The sequence below is a fragment of the Bradyrhizobium sp. AUGA SZCCT0176 genome (assembly GCF_018130145.1).
In the GTDB taxonomy this organism is placed as follows: Bacteria; Pseudomonadota; Alphaproteobacteria; order Rhizobiales; family Xanthobacteraceae; genus Bradyrhizobium.
Window position 1 is genome coordinate 102,986 of record NZ_JAFCMB010000018.1, and the last position, 21,588, is coordinate 124,573.

Here is a 21,588-nt window from a genome sequence, read left to right on the forward strand (position 1 = left end):
TGGCGATGCGACCCGTTCAGGTCGCGCTATTATGCGCCCCGCCGCTACGCAAATCCTATGATTCGCATGGGGGACCCCCCACCCCTTTCGGGTTAGGGTTTTACATAGGACCAGCCCTTCTCCTGCAGCTCCATCACGCGCACGACGCCTGACTTCACCACCTCCGCCTGACGAACAATCGGGATGTCCTTGTTCTCGGCCTTGTGCATTCTTTCCTGAGTGTTGCCGCAGGCCTTGAACGATACCTCCGGCGTGCTCAGCGCCATCTCCTCGATACGGGCCTTTACCGGCGACGTGTCATCGCGCAGCATATGCAGGCCGGGCCCGAACGTGACCACCTCGATTTTCACCTTCTCGCCGGCATCCTTGTAGTATTGCGCAACGTTCGTTGCATTGTTGAGCGCGAGATTCATGGCGGCGGGGTCGTTCGTGTTCACTTGCAAAATCAAACGGTGCGCTTTGGAGTCGGACGCAAGCCGGGCGTTGGCGGCAAGAGGGGATCGTGCCCTTTTTTGTGTGGTTGCTTTGTTAGGTGTGGTGGCTTTTGCTGCAATGCGCTGATGGTGTGTAGCGGGCTCAGTCGTTGTCGGCACCCAGTACCGTCCGCCCTGCTCCGCCGCAGCGAATGGCGCGGCGAACAGTACCGTTGCGGCTGCCATGGTGATTACCCGCGCAATATACTGAAACATGCTCATGATGCCTCTCCTATCAATACACGTTGTTGGACCGCTCATCCGTTAGGTTTCGTGGCTGGATGTGGCCACCTGCACACAGTGGCCATCTTCGTACGCACCGCCTCCAGCCCGCCTAGCGAGAACACTGCATCCAGAGCAGTCCCCATCCGGGATGTAAGGTGAACACTGAGGCTTCCGCTGTCTGGAAGAGATTGCAGCAAGCGAACAACGTCGCCCCCGAACGCCACTCCGATTCCGGACGTCGGCGCTGTTGCCGCGATCTGCAGCCCCTGACCATCGTTGACGCGATAGGAAATCGCATAATCGGTGCCGCGACCGGAAACGCCGGGCCCGGCGACCACCAGTTCGCTCCGCCCGCCGCGGCAGCGAATCGAAAGCTTCACTCCGGATTCGCCTGCACCATCGCGTGACGATGTTGTGGCGGTAGCGACCGGTGAATAGTCGACGGGTGAGATCGTCACGCTGATGATCCAGTTGTTTGCCTGGTTCGCCTGACGCGGCGCGGTGGTCCGCGGCGCCCTCTCGGGGCACTCCAGGCCTGCTGCGCGTTCAGCCGGGGAACAATCGTGAAGCTGCGCTGCCGGATGATCTTGTGCCCCTTGCGCCAACGCATTGCCGCTTGCGAGCGTGATTCCAGCCACGAACCATACGGCTGCGCGTCTCATTGCGATGCATGCGCAGCACGCGGCCCACGATCGAGCCATGCCTGCGCCGCAGGGAAGCGCGCCAGACCAGGAACGGTAGCCGCGAGATTGATCGATTTCCACTTCTGGTCGAAGCCAGGCTGCTGCAACTTTTCAATCCGGGAGAAAAGATGGTCCACGAAGCGCGCTAGCCGCTCGTAGCGGTTTGATTTGGCTGGAAAGTTGAACGCGACGAGAGCGGTCGGCACCGCAATCGTCGTTACACGTTCGCCCGGCTTGATCAGGTTGGGGTATTCTGCGGCATCGAGCGCGGCAGGAAGATAATAGTCTTCGAACTTGCGGTCATAGGGGACGGGCAGGAACTTGAACCCCGACTCCCAGCGGCCGCGCACGAAAGCATCCACCGGCTTCGAGGTAATGAAGACGACCGCGGCCATCTCGCCCTTGCGCATCTGCTCGAGTGCGATCTGATGCGGGATGAAGGTCTTTTCCACATCGAGGCCAAGACGACTGAAGATCAGCGGCCCCGAATAGGCTGCCGCGGTGCCCTGGGTATTGAAGTTCACCTTCTTGCCGACGAGATCGTTCAGGCTCTGAATCTCGGGACGAACGAAGATATGAAGTTCGGACGGAAACAAGTTCAGCACATAGGCCAGCCGTTGCTGAATATCGGGCACCTGGCTCTTGTATTCCTCAAGCACGTCGGAATTGATGATGGCAGCATCGATGCCGCGCAAATAAAGCAGCGAGTTCACGTTTTCCGTGGCCCCGCGCGTCACGATCGGAAGAACGTGCAGCTTGTCACCATCATCCACGACGCGGGCTACTTCAGCCGCCAGGCGGATAGGTGCACCCTCAAGAAGACCTCCGGCGAGGCCAACCGTCCAGGCGTTCATCGTCACTTGCGGCTTTTGCAGCGGTGCCTCACGTCGCAATTGACGAGTGGCAGGTTGCGTCTGTGCATCCACGTCGGACGGTTGAATGATCGTGAGCAGCGGGGCCAGCGCCGCCAGCACAAGCAGCTTGCGCAACGCAGCCTTTGCGTTCCGCGCCCCATCGGCAATCACCTGTCCCATGGTGATATCCTTTTCTAATCCGTCTTACGCAGCTTTATGCACTTCGCTGCGCATCCTATTCCCTGCACGGAGAAACCACACCTACCCTTCCGGGCTATGCTCTGCGCGGAGCCCTCATCATGTGAACAGATGGAACGGCACGAATTGGTTTGGTATCGGCTCTCGTGCCCCATTCCCTCTCACGATCCCTGTTTTCAATGCGCAGCTGATATCCGTAGGTAACCCTTCAGAGGTACACCTAGCGGGGGACAATCAGAATCATTAGGCGCTCGCGGCCCGAGGACCGCAGATAAACAGCCTACCGGCGCTCCGATGCATCAGCGCGCGCAGCAGCGAGGGATCGATCGAGTGTTTGGCGTACATCAGATCGTACTTCGATCACTACGGGGCCCTTGGCCGACATTGCTTCCGCGACGACCTCGGCTGCCTGCGCCGCGTTCGTGATCGTATAGCCCTGCGCGCCGAATGCTTGGGCAAGGGCCGCAAAATCGGGGTTGAACAGGTCGGTACCGCAAGGACGTTGCGGAAATGCCTTCTCCTGATACGAACGGATGGTGCCGTACGATTGGTTGTTGGAGATCACAATCTTGATATTGAGCCGGCGGGCGACCGCTGTTGCCAGCTCGTTTCCGGTCATCAGGAAACCGCCGTCTCCGCAAAACGCGATCACCTGATTGTTCGGATAACGAAGGCTCGCGCTCAATGCAGAAGGAACACCACTGCCCATCGCGCCGCAGGCGGAGCCAAGCAGCCGGGCCGACGGCTGGAAGCGGAATATGCGGTGTACCCAGGCGGCGAAGTTGCCGGAATCGGTCGTCACGATACCATCTGCCGGGAAGCGCTTGACGATGGCCGCAACCGCATGCCCGAAGACATCAGCGCTGGGGATCCCCAGCTCGGGCCACGCGTGCACCGCCTCTCGAGTTTTCGCCACGGCTTCGATCCACCCACCGCGCTCACGCGACACGGCCGGAAAGTCGAGCCAGGATCTCAAGAACGGATGCGCCGACGCGACGACTGGAAGATCCGTATGGAAGTGGGTTCCGATCGCATTCGGATCGGGATAGACGTGAACCAGTGGCTGAGACGGCGGCGATTGTCGCGGAAACCGAAAACCCATGGACGACAGGTCGCCGAGCCGTGTTCCGATCGCAACGATCAGATCCGCTCGCTCAAAGAGCTCAACATGCGCTGGCGACGTGAAGAAGCCAAGCTGTCCAATCCAGAGCCGGTGATCGTTCGGAAACTGATCTTGCATCTTGTTGGTGGCCGCGACCGGAACGTTCCAGCGCTCGCTCAGCGCGAGCAAGTCCTTACGAAATTCCGCCGTTCGACACTCTCCTCCAACCAGCAGGATCGGTCGCTCCGCCTTGCCAAGCAAGACGATCGCCTGTTCCACGGCGGCTCGACTGGGCTCGGCTCGCGCGATGCCGTGAACCCTGGCGGAGAGCAGACCCGCCTCCATCTCGAGAACGTCTTCAGGAAGCTCGATCACCACCGGCCCGGGCGTGCCGCCAAGCGCCACGGAAAATGCGCGCGCCATCATCTCGGGCACCTGGGCCGCCGAATCGATTCTAGTGGACCACTTGATAAGGCCACTGAACGCCCGCCCCGTGTCGATCTCCTGCACTGCGTCACGATTCAGCTCAGACGTACCGACCTGACCAACCAGTAATACGAGCGGTATGGCCTCCTGGGAAGCTACATGCAGACCAAGCGCCGCGTTGGATGCGCCCGGCCCGCGGCTCACCATCACCACGCCGGCCCGGCCGGTGAGCTTGGCGTCGGCAACTGCGGCAAGACTCGCGCTTCCCTCGTGGCGGCAAGTCACGAGATCGATCTCGGCGCGTTCATACAGAGCGTCAAGGAGCGCAAGAAAGCTTTCGCCGGGTACGCTAAATGCCCGGTCGACGCCGTGCGCGATCAGGGAATCCACGAGTAGATCGGCAACTCGAAAAGCCATGCGACACGATCTCGGTTGGAAGGTCATCATCATCACGCCGCAAGCCTTACCGCGTGCGCGAATTCCCAATACAGCTTCCGCGCACGCGCATAGAACGGCCCGGGCGTGAGCGACCGGTCGTCGATCCGAATTACGGGCGCAACCTTGGCGAAATTGCCGGACGAAAAGATTTCGTCCGCGGCGAGAAAATCGGCATAGCGCAGCGTGGCCTCCACCACGGTGACGCCCGAACCACGCAGGAGTTCGATCACCCGCTGCCGGGTGATGCCGTTCAGGAAGGTGCCGTTCGCCGCCGGCGTGTAGACCACACCGTCTTTCGCCATGAACACGTTGGCATTGCCGAACTCCGCGACGTTACCCAGCATGTCCAGCATCAGGCAGTTCTGGAAGCCGCGCGAGGCGGCCTCGATCAGCGCACGCGAACAGTTCGGGTAGAGACAGGCGGCCTTGGCATCGACCGGCGCGCATTCGGCGGTCGGTCTGCGGAACGGCGACAGCGTGATCGCGTTGCCGACAGGCTTCGGTAGCGGCGCTTCGTAGATGCAAAGGCACCAGTCCATCGTCTCCGGATCGAAGAGCACGCCGCCGCCCACACCATTCTGCGGCCAGTACATCGGGCGGACGTAGAGTTCGGCATTGGCCGGGAAGCGCGCGATGCCTTCGCGCGCCAGACCCAGCCACGTGTCGAGATCGACGATCGGCTTGAGCCCGAAGTTGAGCGCGGATTGATTGACGCGGGCGCAATGGCGGTCGAGATCGGGCGTAACACCTTCGAAGGCGCGTGCGCCATCGAACACGGTCGAGCCGAGCCAAAGCCCATGGGTGCGTGGCCCCATGATCGGAACATTGCCTTCGTGCCACTGGCCCTGGAAGAATGTCCATGTCTGCGAATGGCTGACGGACTTGCTGGTGGGAATCATGACGGCTCTCCATTGGGCAGCAAAGTTACGGTCCATAGATGACCAGCTCGGTATCCGACAGATCGGCAATCCGGGGACACTGCGGACCCTTGAAGTATTTGCGGCCGCGCTGTCCCCTGTAGAAGCCGACCAGATCCTTCATGCGGCCGTTGGCGTCGAGGGCGAGCAATATCCGGCCGCGCCGGAGCAGGAAGCGGCCGATGGCGCCGGCGCAGGCGACGTAGTCGGTCACATCGGGGCAATAGATCAGCCGCATCGCCAGCAGGGGGATCCCGCGTTTGCGCATCGGCTGCAGGACGAAGGGGTAGGCGCGGCCGTCGCCCGCGCGGCACACCAGGCTTAGGCAGCCATAGGCCGCGTGCCGCGTAAGCAGCGCGACGTCGGCATCGGACAAGCCGTCGACCGCATGCGTGCCCTGCTGAACGACTTCGACGCGCATACCCTTCGCCGGACGCGACAGCACCGGAAAAGAAAAGAACAAGCCGCCGCAATAGGCGCGGAATCCCTGGGCCTCAATGGTCCGCCAGGTCCAGAGCGCCGGGCTGATGTTAACGTAGGTGACGCGCTTGTGGCGCTGCGCGACGCTGGTCAGCATCGGCGCGTAGTTGCGGAAGGCAGGTTCCACATACCAGCTGGAGAGATTGCAGCGGATCGAGGTCCCGCCGTCATCGTCCCGTTCCGTGTAGATCAACAGCAGAACGCCGACGGGCATCCCTTCATGGTCGAGCATGTACCCGAAGCGAGGGAAACCATCGGGTACCTCGCGCACGGAAGCGCGCCGGAGTCCGTCCATCCAGTAGTCGCGCGAACGGCGGGCAAAGCCACGCGTCAGAAGATCGGCGATGGCAGCAAGATCGGCTGGTCCTATCTCGCGGCATCGGATCACGGTCCGAACTCCATCATACAATCCGCTCCCGCTTCTTCGTCGGCAGGTCGGCGAGCGAGAGCCCGGCGAACGGATCGCGGCCGTTGTTCCGGTTCTCCATGTTGCCCGGACGCATGCATGATCTACGCCGCGGCAGGTCTGGGCCTCGTTCGATAACTTCCGTTGAAGGCAAACGGCTTTGAGCGTCCAGCTCGCTGCGAGGCCATGTACAGCAGCCAGTTGCGGTATATGCGCCGGGCCGGCGGATGCCAGACGTTTCTCAGATCCTTCGCCAGTTGGTCGACCGGAAAATCGGCGAAAAGCTCCGGACTTCTGTCGGAAAGGGCTTTCCGACGGAAGGCCGTCAGAATCTCTTCCGCCTCCGAGGCGAAATAGCCTCTCGGTATCGTCGGACAGACCTCGCTCTCTCTCCGGAGGAAACGACCCATGTCCCTTCTGAATTCGGCCAGCAGGCTATGGGTGTCGTACTCCGGATGGCCCTGGAAATTGACGAAGAGGCTCTTCCCCTGTTGCTTGACGAAGCAGTCGACGCCGGCCTCTGCCGACTTGGTGAGAACGGAATATCCGCAGCTCTCGACAGCCCCCTCCTGCACCTCGTTCCACCGGGCGTGCGGTGTTCTGAAGGTCGCCGGAACGTTGCGCATCAAGGGATGATCTCTCGTCTTCGTTTGAGCGAAGACGCCGATGCATTTGGCAGGCAGCTTGTGGCGCTCCACACCATCCAGGTGCAGGACGGCCCCATGGACGGCCAGACAGGAAAACACCGAAGAAACGGTGCTCTCCCTGGCCCAGTCGATGATTTGGACGAAGGTGGACCAGTATGGTTCTTCCGGCAGGCTGGCGGCTTTCGGTTCGGCGCCGGTCACGATCACTCCGTCCAGGCTCCTGTTCAGCAGATCGTCGGTGCCACGGTAGTAGCGACGCACGTAGTCGCGCCCCCAGTCCGAACGGGGCGTCGTCTCCATCGTGTAGAAATGCAGCCTAACCAAGAGCTCTCCGGCCGCCGCGCCGAGCAGGTCGAACAGCTGGCGCTCGGTGGACATCAAGGCGGCATCCGACATGTTGTTGATCAGCCCGATATCGAGACACTCCTTCCGGTTTCCCGGGGACTCGGCGCCGCTTCCGTTGCGCGCTCTTGAGAAGAGGTGGTGTTCGTACGAGTCTATATTTACTAGGACGGGCATCGGAATGCCTTCATGGTTGACCTCAATTCAATCTGCGGCACGGAGCGCCTGATCGAGGTCGGCGATGATGTCGTCGGCGTGCTCGATACCAACGCTCAGTCTGATCATCTCGGGCCGCACGCCGGCCCGTTCCTGCTCTTCGAGCGACATTTGCCGGTGGGTGGTCGATGCCGGGTGGCAGGCAAGCGATTTCGCGTCCCCGATATTGACCAGCCGCTTGAACAGTTTCAGCGCGTCGTAGAACCGCTTGCCGGCCTCGAACCCTCCGGCCACGCCGAAGGTCAGCAGCGAACACGCGCGGCCGCCCAGATATTTCTGCGTCAACGCGTAATAGGGACTATCGTCAAAGCCCGCGTAGTTGACCCATCCGACGCGGCGGTTGTCGCGCAGAAACCGCGCGACCTTCTCGGCATTCTCGACGTGCCGATCGATCCGCACCGCGACGGTCTCGATGCCCTGGAGCAGCAGGAAAGCGTTAAAGGGCGCCAGGATGGAGCCGGTGGTCCGCTGGGAAACGGCGCGGCAGCGGGCGATGTAGGCGGCGGCCCCGTAGCGCTCGGTGAAGACCAGCCCGTGGTAAGACTTCTCCGGCTCGTTCAGCATCGGAAAGCGCCGGGCATGCTTCGCCCATGGGAACCTGCCGCTATCGACGATGATTCCGCCGAGCGTGGTGCCGTGCCCGCCCATGAACTTCGTCAGCGACTCGACCACGATGTCCGCTCCGTACTCGATCGGCCTGAGCAGGATCGGGGTAGGAACCGTGTTGTCGACGATCAGCGGTACGCCATGCCTGTGGGCGACCTCGGCGATCGCTTCGATGTCGCAAACATTTCCGGCCGGATTTCCTACGCTCTCGCAGAACACCGCACGCGTATCGTCGTCGATCAGTTTCTCCATGCTCGCCGGACTGTCGTCTTCCGAGAACCGGACCGTGATGCCCTGCCTCGGCAGGATGTGTGCGAACAGCGTATGCGTGGTGCCGTAGAGCTGCGGGACCGAGACGATGTTGCTGCCCATCTCCGCGATGTTGACCACCGAATAGTTCACCGCGGCCTGGCCACACGCCACGCTCATCGCCTCGACGCCTCCTTCCAGGGCGGCAACGCGCTTCTCCAGCACCGCGTTGGTCGGATTGCCGATCCGGGTGTAGCGAAAGCCGTCCACTTCGAGGTTGAAGAGCGCGGCGCCATGGTCGGCACTGTCGAAGGCGTACGAGGCGGTCTGATAGATCGGGACGGCGACGGCTTTGGTGGTCGGATCGTTGTCGAAGCCGCCGTGTACGGCGAGAGTCTCTCTTTTCATGGAGGTCGGCCCTTCGGCTATTCGGTCGCGGGCTACCTCGGGAGTTCGTTGGTGCATTTCAGTTCCTCGAATGCCGTCGTCGGCTACCGGTCGTTCCGCGGGAAGCCGAGCAGATCCCGCACCGCAGTCGGCCACCTTGCGACGGACTTGCCGTGGGTATGGAACATGGCGACGGCGAGACGATCCATTCCGAAGGCCACGCAACCAGTATGGGCCGGCTCACCGGTCGCGTCCTTAATGCCCCAGGTGGTGCCGAAGTGATCGCGGTGATAGTTGAAGCTCATACATGCAGTCGGTTTCTCCTCGGAGCGCAAAGGCACCAGCAACTCGAATTTCAGCGACTGCTGCTTTTGGCTCACCGCCATCATCTGGCCGACCCGGCCGAAGAACGGATCGCTGGCATAGTCGACCCTGAAGGTCAGTCCGAGATCGCGGGCGATCTCCTGAGCGCGCACCATCCAACGCTCGCGGAACGCCGAGACGTGGTCGGGGCTGCCGATGCAGACGTATTCGCGCATCCTGAAGGACTGCAGCCGGTCGAGATGGCGCGAGGGCTCGCGACGGAAGCAATCGGCGGCGACGTCGAAACATAAGCCGCCCGCCGGCAGGGGACCCCGGCTCGCCGCGATCGGATAGACCGGATAGCAGGCGGCCGGCGACAGCACGAGGTCGGCCGGTGAAAGTGACATGGTCCAGTCGCCGCCAGCATCGAAACGGCTGACCGCCGCGTCGATCTCACTGTCCGTGCCGTGCAGGCCGCAGACACAGCCGAGCAGGTTCGGAAAGCTCTTCAGATAACCCGACTTCTCAAGCTGCGCGCGGCTCATGACGGGAGGAAAGCGCATCACCTCGGTGTCCGGTTCGCGGTGCCGCGTGATCAGCGCCGCGAGCCGCTCCACGACGTCTTCATAGAGCGCGGTGCGGGCATAGACACCCGGAGAGCCCATCTTGTGGAACAGCACGTCGGCAAGATGGTCCAGCGGATCAGCCTCAGCCTGAGTGGGTTCCGCCGGTGCAGCAAACATGGCTACGTTCATACCAACCCCATTTCTTCGAGAAAAAAAATCAATCGCGCAGGGACGCCGGGACGGCGCTCATCAGAGTGGCGCTACCCATGCTGGCAAGGATGCGATCGTTGTTGATCATGATCGGAGCCGACAGCACGTCGCGGAGATGGCGGCCGACACTGACATCGGTGTCGTTGCGATAGCCGGACAGGCCGCACGCGCGCATCGCATGCATGACGACCGTGACCGCGAGTTCCGAAGCCTCCACCTTGAGAAGGTTGATCGAGGACTGGAAGTCGATGGACGAAAGCGCGCGCTCGTCTTGTTCGCGGGCCGCAAAGGAATCGAGGTTTGCGGCGATGATGGCGCGCAGTTTCGTCAGAGTCATCTTGGCGGAGGTAAAATGCGGCGCGCCGGGAGGCAGGTTGCCGCCGGCCCCGCGGGCAGCCTTGCGGATGAAGAGCTGCGCCCGGTCCACTGCCGCAGCCGCGATCCCCGCCCAGACCGACGACCAGCATAGGTGCGCGACGGGCGTCATGGTCTGCGCATGGACCTTTTCGTATGCCACGGGGAATATCTGTTCCGCCGAGCCCTTGAAGCTCAGCTTGAAGCCGGCGCTGCAGGTACCACGCATGCCGAGCGTCTCCCATGCGAGAGTTTGCTCCAGCGTGTAGTCGTCACGTGTGATGGCCAACAGTACCTGATCGGATCCGGTGGCGTCGTCGGAGCGGCGGGCGATGGTTACGATGCCGTCCGCCTCGGCGCCGTAGGAAATCACCGTCGCGTCGCGCACCAGCGATATCTCGGCGCCCTCGTGCTCCACCGCGGCCGAGCTGAAGCGAATGTTTCCGCCGTTCTGGCCTTCCGTGGTCGAAGACGCCAGGAGCATTTGTTCGGCCGCCACGCGGCGCATCAGCCTTTCGTGCCAGCTGCTGCCCGCGCCGTGACGGACCAGACAGGCGATCTTGGTCTGATGCATCGCGAAGATCATCCCGGCCGATGCGCAGGCGCGTCCGAGCGCGTAGCACATGTCGGCCACCTCGGAAATCGACGCGCCGTCGCCGCCGAACTCGATCGGGATCTGGGCGCCTAGAAGTCTTTCCGCGCGTGCAGCGTCGATAGCCTTCTGCGGGAAGCGCGCTTCGCGGTCGACCGCTACGGCCTCCGACGCCGCAGCCTCCGCGACGGCGGCAACCCGCTGCTGGAACGAAGCGCGATCGGGAGAGAATGGCACTCGGCTGGCTTCTCGAGCGAGACTGCGGAACTGGACTTCCTGCACATTCATGGCCCAACAGCTCCCATTTGGATGGTTTGATGGTCGAAGACCCGACCGGGTCGAGACGAATTCCGCGCGAGTTCGATGGCGGCAATCTAACCGACCGCAGTTGCGGAGTCGGCGGCGCAAAGGTGGATGTTGCCGAGAACGTGCTCCCAAGCGGGGTACCCCCGAAGTGGAGCTACTGACCTGAGCTGCAGTCAGGTATCGTCACGCCGATTATGATCTGCCCCGTCACGCGATGAGTGGAGCTGAAATGCAAGACTTTGCCGCAAACGTCCAAGAGCGTGTTCTTTCCGTCGTCAGGAACGTCCTCGCGCAGAACGCTATCATCGCGGATGTCCACCCGGAATCCCGGCTGGTGGATATCGGACTGGACTCGATGGATATGGTCGCGCTGATGCTCAAGGTCGAGGCCGAGTTCGATCTCACCCTTCCCCAGCCCGAGATCACGCCCGAAAACTTCCAATCGGTGAAGACGCTGGAGGTCATGATCCTCAACCAACTCGGACCCGCGACGGGATAGGGAGTTGGACAGAGATGCGCCCGGTGCGATCGAGCGAAACCCCTTCGACAGTGATCGCAAGGTCGCGCGCGGTCCAGTGCGCCTCGTCGCTCCTTCCGCCGCAGCTCTACCGCCTCGCGACCTGGTCGGCGCGAACAGCGATCGAAACTATCTGGGTCAGATCATGAAAACAGGCGCACTTCAGCGGGCGACTGAAAGCGGTGACGCGCGACACAGGCCGTCTGCCACCAAAGCCTGGCTGAAGGCCATCGAATTGACCTCGCGGATCGATGCCGAGCCGCAACGGCTGTTCGCCGACGTCGTGGAAGAATGGGCGAAGCGGCAACCCGAACGCCCTGCACTGCTCTCGGACCGCCAATCCTTCACCTACGGGGAGCTCAGCGCCCGGATCAGCCAATATGCGCGTTGGGCACGGAGCCTGGGCGTCCGCGCCGGCGACACCGTCTGTCTGCTGATGCCGAACCGGCCGGAGTACGTTGCCTGCTGGCTCGGAATCAGCAGAGTCGGCGGTACGGTGGCGCTAATCAACACCCGGCTGGTCGGCCGGTCCCTTGCCCATTGCATCGACGTCGCGCGTGCCGACCACATCGTTCTTGCCGCCGATTGCATGAATGCGTTCGAAGCCGCACGTCCGCACCTGGATCGCGTGCCCCAGATCTGGAGACTGGGTCCTGGCAGCGCTGGCGCCGATCTGGATGCGGCGCTCGCCGGCACGGATCCACGCCCGCTGTCCTCCGTCGAGCGCGGCGACGTCACGATCAATGAACGCGCCCTGCTCATCTACACCTCGGGCACCACGGGATTGCCAAAGGCGGTAAACGTCAGTCATCGCCGCATCCTCAGCTGGGGAGGATGGTTTGCCGGGCTGACAGACGCTTCCATCCACGACCGCCTTTACAATTGCCTGCCGCTCCATCATTCGGTGGGCGGTGTCGTCGCGCCTTGCAGCATGCTTCGCGCCGGCGGTTCAGTCGTGATCGCCGAGAAGTTCTCCGCGGAAGACTTCTGGGACGACATCATGTATTTCGACTGCACCGTCTTCCAATATATCGGTGAACTCTGCCGCTACCTTCTGAACGCACCGGCGTCGGGGCTGGAGGTCGGACACGGGCTGCGGCTCGCCGTCGGCAACGGATTGCGCGGCGACATCTGGGAGGCGTTCGCGAAGCGGTTCGCGATTCCGCAGGTCCTGGAATTCTACGCCGCGACGGAAGGTAATTTTTCGCTATTCAACTTCGAAGGAAAACCCGGCGCGATCGGCCGTATCCCGCCGCTGCTGGCGCATCGCTTTCCTGCCTCGATCGTGAAGGTCGATGCCGACAGCGGCAGCCCGGTCCGCGGCGACGACGGGCTCTGCGTCGCCTGCACCCACGGCGAGGTCGGCGAGGCAATCGGGCGCATCGGCACCGCAGATCGGGGTGGCGGACCTTTCGAAGGCTATACGGAGCCGGCCGAGACCGAGAAAAAGATTCTCCGCAACGTGTTTGCGGAAGGCGATGCCTGGTTCCGGACTGGCGATCTGATGCTTCGGGACCAGCAGGGCTACTTCTATTTCGTCGACCGGGTCGGCGACACCTTCCGTTGGAAGGGCGAGAACGTCGCGACCAGCGAGGTGAACGACGCGATCAGGGACTGCCCCGGCGTGGTTGACGCCTCAACCTACGGGGCTGCCGTCCCCGGCGCCGACGGCCGCGCCGGCATGGCGGCTTTGGTCGTGGACCAGCATTTCGATCTCGGGACCTTCGCGGAACACCTGTCGCGCCGGCTCCCGGTCTATGCCATTCCGGTCTTCGTCAGGTTCTGCGTGGAACTCGACGCCACCGAGACCTTCAAGATGAACAAGCAGCGGTTGATCCGCGAGGGATTTGATCCTTCCGTCGTGAGCGACCGGCTGTTCCTGCGCGATCCGGCAACCCGCGCCTATCGTTCGATCGACCGGGCCGTCTACGCGCGCGTCGCGGAGGGCGGAATCAGGTTTTAGCATCGGCTCGAAGAGCCGTTTTTTTGAAGAGGTGAGGTGTTCATGTCGGTAAAGTTGAGGATTTTTTCGGCGATGCAGCAGATCGCTGAAGAGCAAAAGGTCACCCTTCCGCCGCTCCGGGACGATCTGGCGCTGCAGGACACCGGGTTCGATTCTCTGGCCTTCGCGATCCTGGTCGCGCGGCTGGAGGACGATCTCGGCATCGATCCGTTCACCATCGCGGAAGACGCCGCCTTCCCGTCGACCGTCGGCGAGTTCATCAGAGCATACGAGAATGTCCCAGCCTGACGTATTAGCGCTTCGCGAGTATCTCGGCCCGGAGCTGAAGGGCCGCACGATTTCCGATGCCCGGCACGTCATATCGCTGACCGACATTCTCGGGTACAGCTGTCTGATCGGCAGATATCGCGAGCTGTCCGGCCGCTCGGTGCTGCTTGCGACGTCGGGACAGCTGCAGTCTGCGCTTGCGATGATCGAACTCGACGGCGTCGCTCGCCGCATGCTTCTGTGCCCGCCCGACCTCGATCCGGATCACATCGAGGGCCTGCTTGCGGATGCCGAGATCGACGCCATCGTGACCGACAGGCCGCTGCACCGATGGGATGATGGCGCGTATCTGGTCGTCGGCGCCGGTCTACCTGAACGGCCGGGTGCGGGATGGAAGACCGAACGCGCGACCGAGTGGCTGATGCTGACCTCGGGCACATCCGGGCCGCCCAAGATCGTCGGCCATACGCTCGACGGGCTGGCCGGCGCGATCATCGCCGACGGTGCTGCGCGCTACCAGAACGCTACCTGGGCGACGTTCTACGACATCCGTCGCTACGGCGGCCTGCAGATCTTCCTGCGCGCGGTGATCGGCGGCGGATCGATGGTGCTGTCGGAGCCCAAGGAAGCCACCGTCGATCACGTGGCACGGCTGCGCGCGGGCGGCGTCACCCACATTTCCGGGACGCCGTCGCACTGGCGCAAGCTCCTGATGAGCAGCGCGGTCGCGGACTTCTCGCCACGCTATGTCCGCCTGTCCGGCGAAATCGCCGACCAGGCGGTGCTCGACGGCCTCGCCCGGGCCTTTCCGCATGCGTCGATCGGCCATGCCTATGCTTCGACCGAGGCCGGCGTTGGTTTCGCGGTCAACGACGGGCGCGAGGGTTTTCCCGCCGACCTGATCGGGCAGAACCGCGACGGCGTCGAGATGAAGGTCGTCGACGGCTCGCTTCGGATCCGCTCTCACCGCACGGCGCGCTCCTATGTCGGCACCGGCGCGCCGCAGCTCACCGACGCCGAGGGCTTCGTCGACACCGGTGACTTGGTCGAACTGCGCGACGAGCGTTACTACTTTGTCGGCCGGCGCACCGGCATCATCAACATCGGCGGGCTGAAGGTCCATCCCGAGGAGGTCGAGACCGTGATCAATCGGCACGAGTCCGTCCGAATGTCGCGCGCGCGGTCGCGCAGAAGCCCGATCACTGGCGCCATCGTGGTCGCCGACATCGTCCTCGCCGACGGCACCGAGGCTGGTCGCCACGAGACGATCCGTACGGAGATTCTCAGCCGGTGCAACGACGCGCTGGCAGCATACAAGGTGCCTGCGGTGATCCGCTTCGTCGAGCGGCTGGACCTCACGGCAGCCGGCAAATTGACGCGCGCCGATGCATAACGTCCTCGTCACTGGCGGCAGTCGCGGCATCGGGCTTGCGATTGCACGCAGGCTTGCCGCATCCGGCGACTACAACGTGGTGGCGGTCGCGCGCCGCGAGAGCGAGGAGCTGGGACACGCCATCCGCGAGGCGGGTGCGGACCGCCTGCACTTCAGGGCGTTCGATCTCGGGCAGACCGACAAGATTCCCGCCTTCGTGAAGGAACTGCGCGACGCCTTCGGCGCGATCTATGGCCTCGTCAACAATGCCGGGATCAGCGCCGAAGGGCTGCTGGCCAACACGCGCAATTCCGAGATCGAGGCATTGATCCGCCTGAACGTGCTGTCGCCGATCGTTCTGACCAAATACGTGGTGCGCCATATGATGGCCGACGGCGCCGGGCGCATCGTCAACATCTCCTCCATCATCGCCTCGACCGGCTACAACGGCCTGTCCGTCTACGCCGCGTCCAAGGCAGCGGCGGGCGGATTCACCCGTTCGCTGTCCCGCGAGGTCGGCAAGCTCGGCATCACCGTGAACGCGATTGCGCCCGGCTTCGTCGACACCGAATTGACCAAGACCTTGGACGACGACGGCCGCCGGCGGATCGCCGGCCGCAGCGCGTTGCGCCGACTGCCCGAGGTCGACGACGTCGCTTCCATGGTCGAGTATCTCCTGGGCGAAGGCGGCCGGAACATCACCGGCACTGTGCTGACGGTGGACGCCGGCAACACCGCCTAGATGTCGCCGGCCCTTATCTCCATCTACCCTGGCATGCCGGGAAAGGAGCGGCTGAAAACTTCCTGAACAGCGATCAGACTGCCAAGCTGGCTCTCCAGCTCCTGCACGCGCTTTTCGCCGGCTATCATCTGCGACTCGTATTCTTTGATCATGGACGCGTCCTTGGCATCCCGGGTCAGATATTCTTCGTAATCCGTGCCCGCGACAAAGGAAGCCAGATCGCGGGCCGCATCTACTCGCCCACGCAACGCGTCCCTCTCCTTCTGAACTGACGCAACCGCGGCGCTAATCGCGGCCGAAATCGAACCGAACCGTTCGCTATCGGTCTGAGCATCGCGCTCAGCGGAACGAACCTTGAAACTTCGAACCATAGCCGGTCTCCTTGTCGCACCAGCTTCGTCGCATCACCGCCCCTGTTCGCCGGGCGCCAGAAGATAGCGCATTCTAGCTTCATCTCGAATGTCGAAACGGCCTGAGGTGGCTCTTTAGAGGTAACCCGCGTTGAACGACCCGTTGGGCGCCCCCAAACTGGCCTCTTCATTCTTGTGGGATAATCTAATCCCATCCGTTCCGGGAGAGTTAGCAATCTGCAACTCGCGTAGCCGGGACGCTGTTGAGCCGTGCATACTTTTTCAATCCGCTGAGGTGATCGATGCCGCTTGCGCTTATTGAAACTGGCCATTTGAACGTGGATCTCAAGCCGTCGCCGATCGAGCCATCCTGGATCCTTGAAGGCAATCCGGAAGCCCGCTCGCATGTGCTGTCGACCAGCGCGGACGGCGCTGCCACAACCGTGATCTGGTCCTGCACCGAGGGCAAATTCAACTGGTACTACGATGTCGACGAGACCATCGTGATCCAGGAAGGATCGATCGTGCTTGAGAGCAAGGGCATGCCACCGAAACGTTACGGCGTCGGTGACGTGATCGTTTTCCACAACGGTGCCCACGCCAAATGGCATGTCGAGGGCTATGTGAAGAAGGTCGCCGTCTTCCGCCAGACCAGTCCGTTCTTGCTCGGTTTGGCCGTTCGCGCCGTCAACAAGCTGAAGCGGACGCTCGCCCCCGTCCATTGACTTCCTGACTGCCGATCCGCCATGCGGAGCATTCAGATATTGCTCGGCCGCGACCGCGCAAACGGTTCGCGGTCTGCGTGGCGGCTATCTGGCCAAATTCTTGAAAAGCTTGGTGGGCGCACCAGGGCTCGAACCTGGGACCCGATGATTAAGAGTCATCTGCTCTACCAACTGAGCTATGCGCCCGGACTTGGTCCGGAAAAGCCTTCGCAAGAGGGCGTCGTTTAGCAAAGCGATTCCCGGATGTCCAGCAAACTGGAGCGAGTTTTCCCGGCCTTTGGCACGGGCCCGGAAAGGCAAAAAGCCGCTGGATTTCAGCGGCTTCCGCCCCTAGAGCCTTTTCCGTTCCGATTGAATCGGAACGGGGCTCTAGATTCATGATTTGACGCGCTTTCTTGACGCGAACCGGTATCCACTTCGCTGGAAAACGCCCTACCCGGGCCGAACTCGGCAAACCTGCGCTCAGAGCCGCTCCGGGCCCCCTCGGTCCGGCCCGTCATCCCGGTCATAGCGGTTGCGGTTATAGCCGCGGTCCCGGCCGCCATCGTCGCGATCCCGCTCAAAACGCTCCATCCGGCGCTCCCGCCAGCCTTCACCACGACCATGAAACCGGTTCATTCCGGTCAGCACGGCCAGGCGGCGCTTCTGGCCATCATCCAGCGTCTTGTAAAGCGGATCGGCCGCGTCAGCGATTTTCTTCATGGCGGCCGCCGAAGTCGCCATGTTGTCGGCGCGCTCGCGCAGGCGCGTCAGCGGATCATCCGGCTTCTGCTGGCTCGAATCGTCCCGCCGCGCATCCATCCGCGCATTGGCGCGATCGATCCGCAGTTTGGCGAATTCCCGCACGGCGGTTTCCACCGCCGGCCACAGCTTTTCCTGGTCGGCGGTCAGCTTGAGCCCGGCATGCACGGAGGCGATCCGCGCGTCGGCAAACGCCGCCCGGTCTTCCGGGTTCATCCGCGTATGCCCGTAGCCCCAATGACGGTGCTGGGCATAGACCGCCGTAGAACCGGCGATGGCGAGCACCGCGACCGCGGCGATGGCGAACTTCCTCATGCTGACCTCCGTTGAAAGGTTGCATGAAGATGGGCCCGCGGCTGCCGGCAATCAACTTAACGATAGGCAAGAGTGCCTTCCCTTACCAAGATGTAATGTCGATGAACTTCGTCTGTCCAGATCGTTAAAGCATCCCGAGGGTACGCGGCAGCCACAACGACAATTCCGGGATGTAGGTGATGAGGCCGAGGAAAACCAGCAGCGTGACCAGCCATGGCAGCACCGCGATCGACAATTCGGTAATGCCCATCTTGGCGATGCCGGAGGCCACATAGAGATTGAGGCCGACCGGCGGATGGCACATGCCGATTTCCATGTTGACCACGATCATGATGCCGAAATGCACCGGATGGATGCCGAGCTTGACCGCGATCGGATAGAGGATCGGCGCCATGATCAGCACAATCGACGACGGCTCCATCACGTTGCCGGCCAAGAGCAGCAGCAGGTTCACCACCAAAAGGAAGGTGATCCAGGTGATGCCGCTGTTCGTGATCCAGTTCGACATCGCCTGCGGGATCTGCTCGCTCGTCATCAGGAACGAGAACAGCACCGCGTTGGTGACGATGTAGAGGATCATCGCGCTCATGTTGGCGGAGATGAGCAGGACTTTTGGCACGTCCTTCCACCTCAGGTCCTTGTAGATGAACATCTCGATCAGGAAGGCATAAACCGCGCTCATCGCCGCGGCTTCGGTCGGCGTGAACCAGCCGAGATAGATGCCGCCAAGAACCACGACTATCAGGGAGACGCCCCAGAACGAGTCTACAAACGCCGTGAACGCCTCGCCCCACGAAGCCTTCTCGACCCGCGGAATATTATTCTTCCACGCGCGATACCACGTGGTCCCCGACAGCATGATCGCCAGGATCACGCCCGGCACCATGCCGGCCATGAACAACTGCCCGACCGAGGCAGAGGCGACTTTCTCGCCATTCGGGCCAAAGTAAACCGCCCCGCTCGTCGCCACCGCATAGATCACCATGATGATCGACGGCGGAATGAGGTTGCCGAGCGCGCCGCCGGTGACGATGACCCCGGCGGCAAAGCGCTTGGGATAGCCGACCGACAGCATCGCCGGCAGCATGATCGAGCCGATGGCGACGACGGTTGCGGGCGAAGACCCCGACACCGCCGAGAACAGCGCGGCTGCCATGGTGGCGGCGATGCCGAGCCCTCCGGGCCAATGGCCGATCATCGTTCTGGCAAAAGCGATCATGCGTCTGGCGACGCCGCCATGGGTCAGAAAGTTGCCGGCCAGGATGAAGAACGGGATCGCCATGATCTCGAACTTCTCGATGCCGGTGAAAAGCTTCAGCGCCACGGACTCGATCGGCACCGAGGTCATGAAGAACAGGAACGTCAGCACGGTCAGGCCGAGCGCGATCGAGATCGGCATGCCCGTCAGCATCAGGGCGACGAGCAGCCCGAAGATCATCAGCGTGATCATCGGGCGATCCCCCCAGCGCCGACACCGGGCGCATCGATCTCCACGCCCTCGACCTGGGTTTCGTCGTGATGCGGCAGATGCCCGGTATGCCAGAAATTATTGGCCACCTGCAGGAAGCGGAAGCACATCAGGTAGGAACCGAGCGGAACGCAGAGATAGGTGATCCAGCTCGGAATCTCCATGTCGGCCGTCACCTGGTCGGTGTGGTAGAGCCCCCAGACGAACTTCGCCCCCATGGAGCCAACGACGAACGTAAACAGCGCACCGCACAGCAGACTGAACATGACGGTGACTTTGCGCTTATTCGGACCGAGCTTGTTGACCAGTACGTCGACGCCTACATGGATGCCGGTGCGCACGCCATAGGCGGCACCGAACTTCGCCATCCACACGAACATGATGATGCAGAGCTCCTGCGCCCATGCGAGGTTGATGGGAAACAGGTACGGATAGAAAAGAGGAATGCCGACCAGATAGCGATGCATCACCGCGATGAAGATAATCACCGTGGCCGCCGCGATCAGGAATGTGATCAGCAGTTCCTCGAGCCGGTCGAGGATGCGTAGAAACATCTATATCCCCCAATTATCGAACTTCGTCATGGCCGGGCTTGTCCCGGCCATCCACGTCTTTCTAGCTGCTAAGCGAGTAAGACGTGGATGCCCGGCACAAGGCCGGGCATGACGAAGAACGATTTACTTGCCCCTACCAAGAGCTTGAAAAAGCTCACAGCATCCCAAATCGTCGTCTTAGTTGGTCGCGCCCCTGGTCTCCTTCAGGAACTCGTCGATCAGCCCTTGGCCGACGCGGCCGGCGACATCCTTGTAGATCGACTCCATCGCCTTGCGCATCGCAGCGTCCTGCTCCGGCGTCAGCGTGACGATCTCCGTCTTGCCGCTCTTCTTGATGTCGGCGAGCGCTTCGTCGTTTTCCTTCTGCGACTGGCCGTTGCCGTAAGCGGTGGCTTCCTTCATGGCCTTGTCCAGCTGGACACGAATATCATCCGGCAGGCCGTCCCAGAACTTCTTGTTCACCACCACGATATAGCCGATGTAACCGTGGTTGGTGACGGTGATATGCTTCTGCACCTCGTGCATTTTCTGGGTGTAGATGTTCGACCAGGAATTTTCCTGACCGTCGACGACGCCGGTCTGCAGCGCCTGATACACTTCGGAGAACGCCATCACCTGCGGGATCACGCCCAGCGCACGCATCTGCGCCTCGATCACTTTCGACGACTGGATGCGGAATTTCAGGCCCTTGTAGTCGGCCGGCGTGATCAGCTTCTTGTTGGCGCTCATCTGCTTGAAGCCGTTGTCCCAATAGGCGAGACCGGTCATTCCCTTGGCATCGAGCAGCTTCAGCAGCTTTGCGCCGAGCGGCCCGTCGGTGACTTTGCGCAGCGTCTTCAGGTCGGGGAGGATGTACGGCAGATCGAACACCTCGAATTCCTTGACGCCGATCGGCCCGAACTTGGCGCTTGATGGCGCCAGCATCTGCACCGCGCCGAGCTGCAGCGCCTCCAGCTCTTCCTTGTCCTTGTAGAGCTGCGAATTCGGGTAGACCTCGACCTTGACCTTGCCGCCCGTGTACTTCTCGGCCAGTTCCTTGAATTTCTCCGACGCCAGCCCCTTCGGCGTGTTCGGCGCCACGACATGGCTGAGCTTGATGACGATCGGCGACTGCGCCGAGGCCGGGCTCGCCAGGGCCAAAGCTGCAATCGATGCCGCAGCCAAAATCAATTTGCGCATGTTTCCTCCCAATTTATTTTTGCGGAGCGCGAACACCCGGCTCCGAAGCTTGTATGCCACCGAACCAATACAGAGAAGCCGGGCAAAACGCCATTGCCCGTTAGCAGGGGCCGGTCTTTGGAGGTTTGCTGCATCGCAAAATGCGACATCCTGTCCATCCACGGTGTTCACCAAAGAGGCGGTTTGCTGCTTCGCAATGCAGGGACATGGTTCCGCGCCCTCGCGGCGCGATGCGCCCGAGCTTTGCCAGAAATTCCTTGCCCCCAAAATGAGAGGGCGCAGGGAAGACCGGGTGCGCGCTGCACCCGCGGTCTCGCGTGCGGTTTGCACAAACAAAATGCACACGAGCATACAGGGCAGCGGAGAACACCCGGCCTTCCCTGCGCAATGGCTTTACGGCTTATGCCGTGCTCTC

The 21,588-nt window shown here is 62.2% G+C and carries 20 protein-coding genes and 1 tRNA gene; 6 read left to right on the forward strand and 15 right to left on the reverse strand.

Annotation, left to right across the window (positions count from 1 at the left end):
- Positions 1-92 precede the first annotated feature (92 nt).
- From JQ600_RS29635 to JQ600_RS29675, 9 genes are all read right to left on the reverse strand, one after another.
- Complete coding sequence (locus JQ600_RS29635) at positions 93-695, reverse strand: DsrE family protein (protein ID WP_212389572.1); 603 nt, start codon at positions 693-695, stop codon at positions 93-95.
- Between the two features lie 661 nt (positions 696-1,356).
- Complete coding sequence (locus JQ600_RS29640; protein ID WP_212389571.1) at positions 1,357-2,415, reverse strand: TAXI family TRAP transporter solute-binding subunit; 1,059 nt, start codon at positions 2,413-2,415, stop codon at positions 1,357-1,359.
- 298 nt (positions 2,416-2,713) lie between these two features.
- The gene (locus JQ600_RS29645; protein ID WP_312017269.1) at positions 2,714-4,411 is read right to left on the reverse strand and encodes a thiamine pyrophosphate-dependent enzyme; all 1,698 of its coding nucleotides are present in this window, start codon (positions 4,409-4,411) and stop codon (positions 2,714-2,716) included.
- The gene (locus JQ600_RS29650) at positions 4,411-5,298 is read right to left on the reverse strand and encodes a branched-chain amino acid aminotransferase (RefSeq protein WP_212389569.1); all 888 of its coding nucleotides are present in this window, start codon (positions 5,296-5,298) and stop codon (positions 4,411-4,413) included. Before JQ600_RS29650 ends, JQ600_RS29645 begins: the two co-directional genes overlap by 1 nt.
- A 25-nt stretch (positions 5,299-5,323) precedes the next feature.
- A complete protein-coding gene (locus tag JQ600_RS29655; protein ID WP_212389568.1) occupies positions 5,324-6,205 on the reverse strand; it encodes an acyl-CoA acyltransferase in 882 nt (293 codons plus the stop codon).
- Positions 6,206-6,306: 101 nt separating this feature from the next.
- On the reverse strand, positions 6,307-7,368 hold the full coding sequence (locus tag JQ600_RS29660) for a homoserine O-succinyltransferase (RefSeq protein ID WP_212389567.1): 1,062 nt from the start codon (positions 7,366-7,368) through the stop codon (positions 6,307-6,309).
- 27 nt (positions 7,369-7,395) lie between these two features.
- Positions 7,396-8,670 (reverse strand): O-acetylhomoserine aminocarboxypropyltransferase/cysteine synthase family protein, encoded by a 1,275-nt coding sequence (locus JQ600_RS29665; protein WP_212389566.1) that lies wholly within the window; start codon positions 8,668-8,670, stop codon positions 7,396-7,398.
- Between the two features lie 83 nt (positions 8,671-8,753).
- The gene (locus JQ600_RS29670; RefSeq protein WP_212389565.1) at positions 8,754-9,707 is read right to left on the reverse strand and encodes an amino acid--[acyl-carrier-protein] ligase; all 954 of its coding nucleotides are present in this window, start codon (positions 9,705-9,707) and stop codon (positions 8,754-8,756) included.
- 28 nt (positions 9,708-9,735) lie between these two features.
- A complete protein-coding gene (locus JQ600_RS29675) occupies positions 9,736-10,962 on the reverse strand; it encodes an acyl-CoA dehydrogenase family protein (RefSeq protein ID WP_212263826.1) in 1,227 nt (408 codons plus the stop codon).
- Positions 10,963-11,209: 247 nt separating this feature from the next.
- Between JQ600_RS29675 and JQ600_RS29680 the strand changes: the two genes are divergently transcribed.
- The 5 genes from JQ600_RS29680 (at position 11,210) to JQ600_RS29700 (ending at position 15,841) form a co-directional block, all read left to right on the forward strand.
- Positions 11,210-11,479, forward strand: coding sequence for an acyl carrier protein (locus JQ600_RS29680; protein WP_192738752.1), 270 nt, complete (start codon positions 11,210-11,212; stop codon positions 11,477-11,479).
- 163 nt (positions 11,480-11,642) lie between these two features.
- Positions 11,643-13,460, forward strand: coding sequence for a long-chain-acyl-CoA synthetase (locus tag JQ600_RS29685; RefSeq protein ID WP_212389636.1), 1,818 nt, complete (start codon positions 11,643-11,645; stop codon positions 13,458-13,460).
- Between the two features lie 42 nt (positions 13,461-13,502).
- On the forward strand, positions 13,503-13,748 hold the full coding sequence (locus JQ600_RS29690) for an acyl carrier protein (protein ID WP_212263824.1): 246 nt from the start codon (positions 13,503-13,505) through the stop codon (positions 13,746-13,748).
- Positions 13,735-15,120: an AMP-binding protein gene (locus JQ600_RS29695; protein WP_212263823.1), complete on the forward strand. Its 1,386-nt coding sequence runs from the start codon at positions 13,735-13,737 to the stop codon at positions 15,118-15,120. Before JQ600_RS29690 ends, JQ600_RS29695 begins: the two co-directional genes overlap by 14 nt.
- Positions 15,113-15,841 (forward strand): SDR family NAD(P)-dependent oxidoreductase, encoded by a 729-nt coding sequence (locus tag JQ600_RS29700; RefSeq protein WP_212389564.1) that lies wholly within the window; start codon positions 15,113-15,115, stop codon positions 15,839-15,841. The genes JQ600_RS29695 and JQ600_RS29700 overlap by 8 nt, the downstream gene beginning before the upstream one ends.
- Before the next feature lie 23 nt (positions 15,842-15,864).
- On the opposite strand, the gene JQ600_RS29705 is transcribed toward JQ600_RS29700, so the two are convergent.
- Positions 15,865-16,212 (reverse strand): hypothetical protein, encoded by a 348-nt coding sequence (locus tag JQ600_RS29705; RefSeq protein WP_212389563.1) that lies wholly within the window; start codon positions 16,210-16,212, stop codon positions 15,865-15,867.
- A 281-nt stretch (positions 16,213-16,493) separates the two neighbouring features.
- Here JQ600_RS29705 and JQ600_RS29710 point away from each other — a divergent pair, with 281 nt between their 5' ends.
- Complete coding sequence (locus JQ600_RS29710; protein WP_211998602.1) at positions 16,494-16,916, forward strand: cupin domain-containing protein; 423 nt, start codon at positions 16,494-16,496, stop codon at positions 16,914-16,916.
- Positions 16,917-17,026: 110 nt separating this feature from the next.
- Here the strand turns inward: JQ600_RS29710 and JQ600_RS29715 are convergent.
- The 5 genes from JQ600_RS29715 to JQ600_RS29735 form a co-directional block, all read right to left on the reverse strand.
- Positions 17,027-17,102: transfer RNA gene (locus JQ600_RS29715), tRNA-Lys, on the reverse strand.
- 276 nt (positions 17,103-17,378) lie between these two features.
- Positions 17,379-17,972, reverse strand: a complete 594-nt coding sequence (locus tag JQ600_RS29720; protein ID WP_212387755.1) for a Spy/CpxP family protein refolding chaperone — start codon at positions 17,970-17,972, stop codon at positions 17,379-17,381.
- A gap of 124 nt (positions 17,973-18,096) precedes the next feature.
- A complete protein-coding gene (locus JQ600_RS29725; protein ID WP_212263819.1) occupies positions 18,097-19,422 on the reverse strand; it encodes a TRAP transporter large permease in 1,326 nt (441 codons plus the stop codon).
- The gene (locus JQ600_RS29730) at positions 19,419-19,994 is read right to left on the reverse strand and encodes a TRAP transporter small permease (protein ID WP_212263818.1); all 576 of its coding nucleotides are present in this window, start codon (positions 19,992-19,994) and stop codon (positions 19,419-19,421) included. Before JQ600_RS29730 ends, JQ600_RS29725 begins: the two co-directional genes overlap by 4 nt.
- 177 nt (positions 19,995-20,171) lie before the next feature.
- Complete coding sequence (locus JQ600_RS29735; RefSeq protein WP_212263817.1) at positions 20,172-21,173, reverse strand: TRAP transporter substrate-binding protein; 1,002 nt, start codon at positions 21,171-21,173, stop codon at positions 20,172-20,174.
- Between the last annotated feature and the right edge of the window lie 415 nt (positions 21,174-21,588).

Excerpts from the sequence above, each read along its gene's own strand:
- JQ600_RS29735 (WP_212263817.1), bottom strand. The coding sequence starts at position 21,173 with ATGCGCAAATTGATTTTGGCTGCGGCATCGATTGCAGCTTTGGCCCTG.
- JQ600_RS29720 (WP_212387755.1), bottom strand. The coding sequence starts at position 17,972 with ATGAGGAAGTTCGCCATCGCCGCGGTCGCGGTGCTCGCCATCGCCGGT.
- JQ600_RS29730 (WP_212263818.1), bottom strand. The coding sequence starts at position 19,994 with ATGTTTCTACGCATCCTCGACCGGCTCGAGGAACTGCTGATCACATTC.
- JQ600_RS29665 (WP_212389566.1), bottom strand. The coding sequence starts at position 8,670 with ATGAAAAGAGAGACTCTCGCCGTACACGGCGGCTTCGACAACGATCCG.
- JQ600_RS29685 (WP_212389636.1), top strand. The coding sequence starts at position 11,643 with ATGAAAACAGGCGCACTTCAGCGGGCGACTGAAAGCGGTGACGCGCGA.
- JQ600_RS29700 (WP_212389564.1), top strand. The coding sequence starts at position 15,113 with ATGCATAACGTCCTCGTCACTGGCGGCAGTCGCGGCATCGGGCTTGCG.
- JQ600_RS29680 (WP_192738752.1), top strand. The coding sequence starts at position 11,210 with ATGCAAGACTTTGCCGCAAACGTCCAAGAGCGTGTTCTTTCCGTCGTC.
- JQ600_RS29710 (WP_211998602.1), top strand. The coding sequence starts at position 16,494 with ATGCCGCTTGCGCTTATTGAAACTGGCCATTTGAACGTGGATCTCAAG.
- JQ600_RS29675 (WP_212263826.1), bottom strand. The coding sequence starts at position 10,962 with ATGAATGTGCAGGAAGTCCAGTTCCGCAGTCTCGCTCGAGAAGCCAGC.
- JQ600_RS29640 (WP_212389571.1), bottom strand. The coding sequence starts at position 2,415 with ATGGGACAGGTGATTGCCGATGGGGCGCGGAACGCAAAGGCTGCGTTG.
- JQ600_RS29690 (WP_212263824.1), top strand. The coding sequence starts at position 13,503 with ATGTCGGTAAAGTTGAGGATTTTTTCGGCGATGCAGCAGATCGCTGAA.
- JQ600_RS29645 (WP_312017269.1), bottom strand. The coding sequence starts at position 4,411 with ATGATGATGACCTTCCAACCGAGATCGTGTCGCATGGCTTTTCGAGTT.
- JQ600_RS29695 (WP_212263823.1), top strand. The coding sequence starts at position 13,735 with ATGTCCCAGCCTGACGTATTAGCGCTTCGCGAGTATCTCGGCCCGGAG.
- JQ600_RS29660 (WP_212389567.1), bottom strand. The coding sequence starts at position 7,368 with ATGCCCGTCCTAGTAAATATAGACTCGTACGAACACCACCTCTTCTCA.
- JQ600_RS29635 (WP_212389572.1), bottom strand. The coding sequence starts at position 695 with ATGAGCATGTTTCAGTATATTGCGCGGGTAATCACCATGGCAGCCGCA.
- JQ600_RS29650 (WP_212389569.1), bottom strand. The coding sequence starts at position 5,298 with ATGATTCCCACCAGCAAGTCCGTCAGCCATTCGCAGACATGGACATTC.
- JQ600_RS29725 (WP_212263819.1), bottom strand. The coding sequence starts at position 19,422 with ATGATCACGCTGATGATCTTCGGGCTGCTCGTCGCCCTGATGCTGACG.
- JQ600_RS29705 (WP_212389563.1), bottom strand. The coding sequence starts at position 16,212 with ATGGTTCGAAGTTTCAAGGTTCGTTCCGCTGAGCGCGATGCTCAGACC.
- JQ600_RS29670 (WP_212389565.1), bottom strand. The coding sequence starts at position 9,707 with ATGAACGTAGCCATGTTTGCTGCACCGGCGGAACCCACTCAGGCTGAG.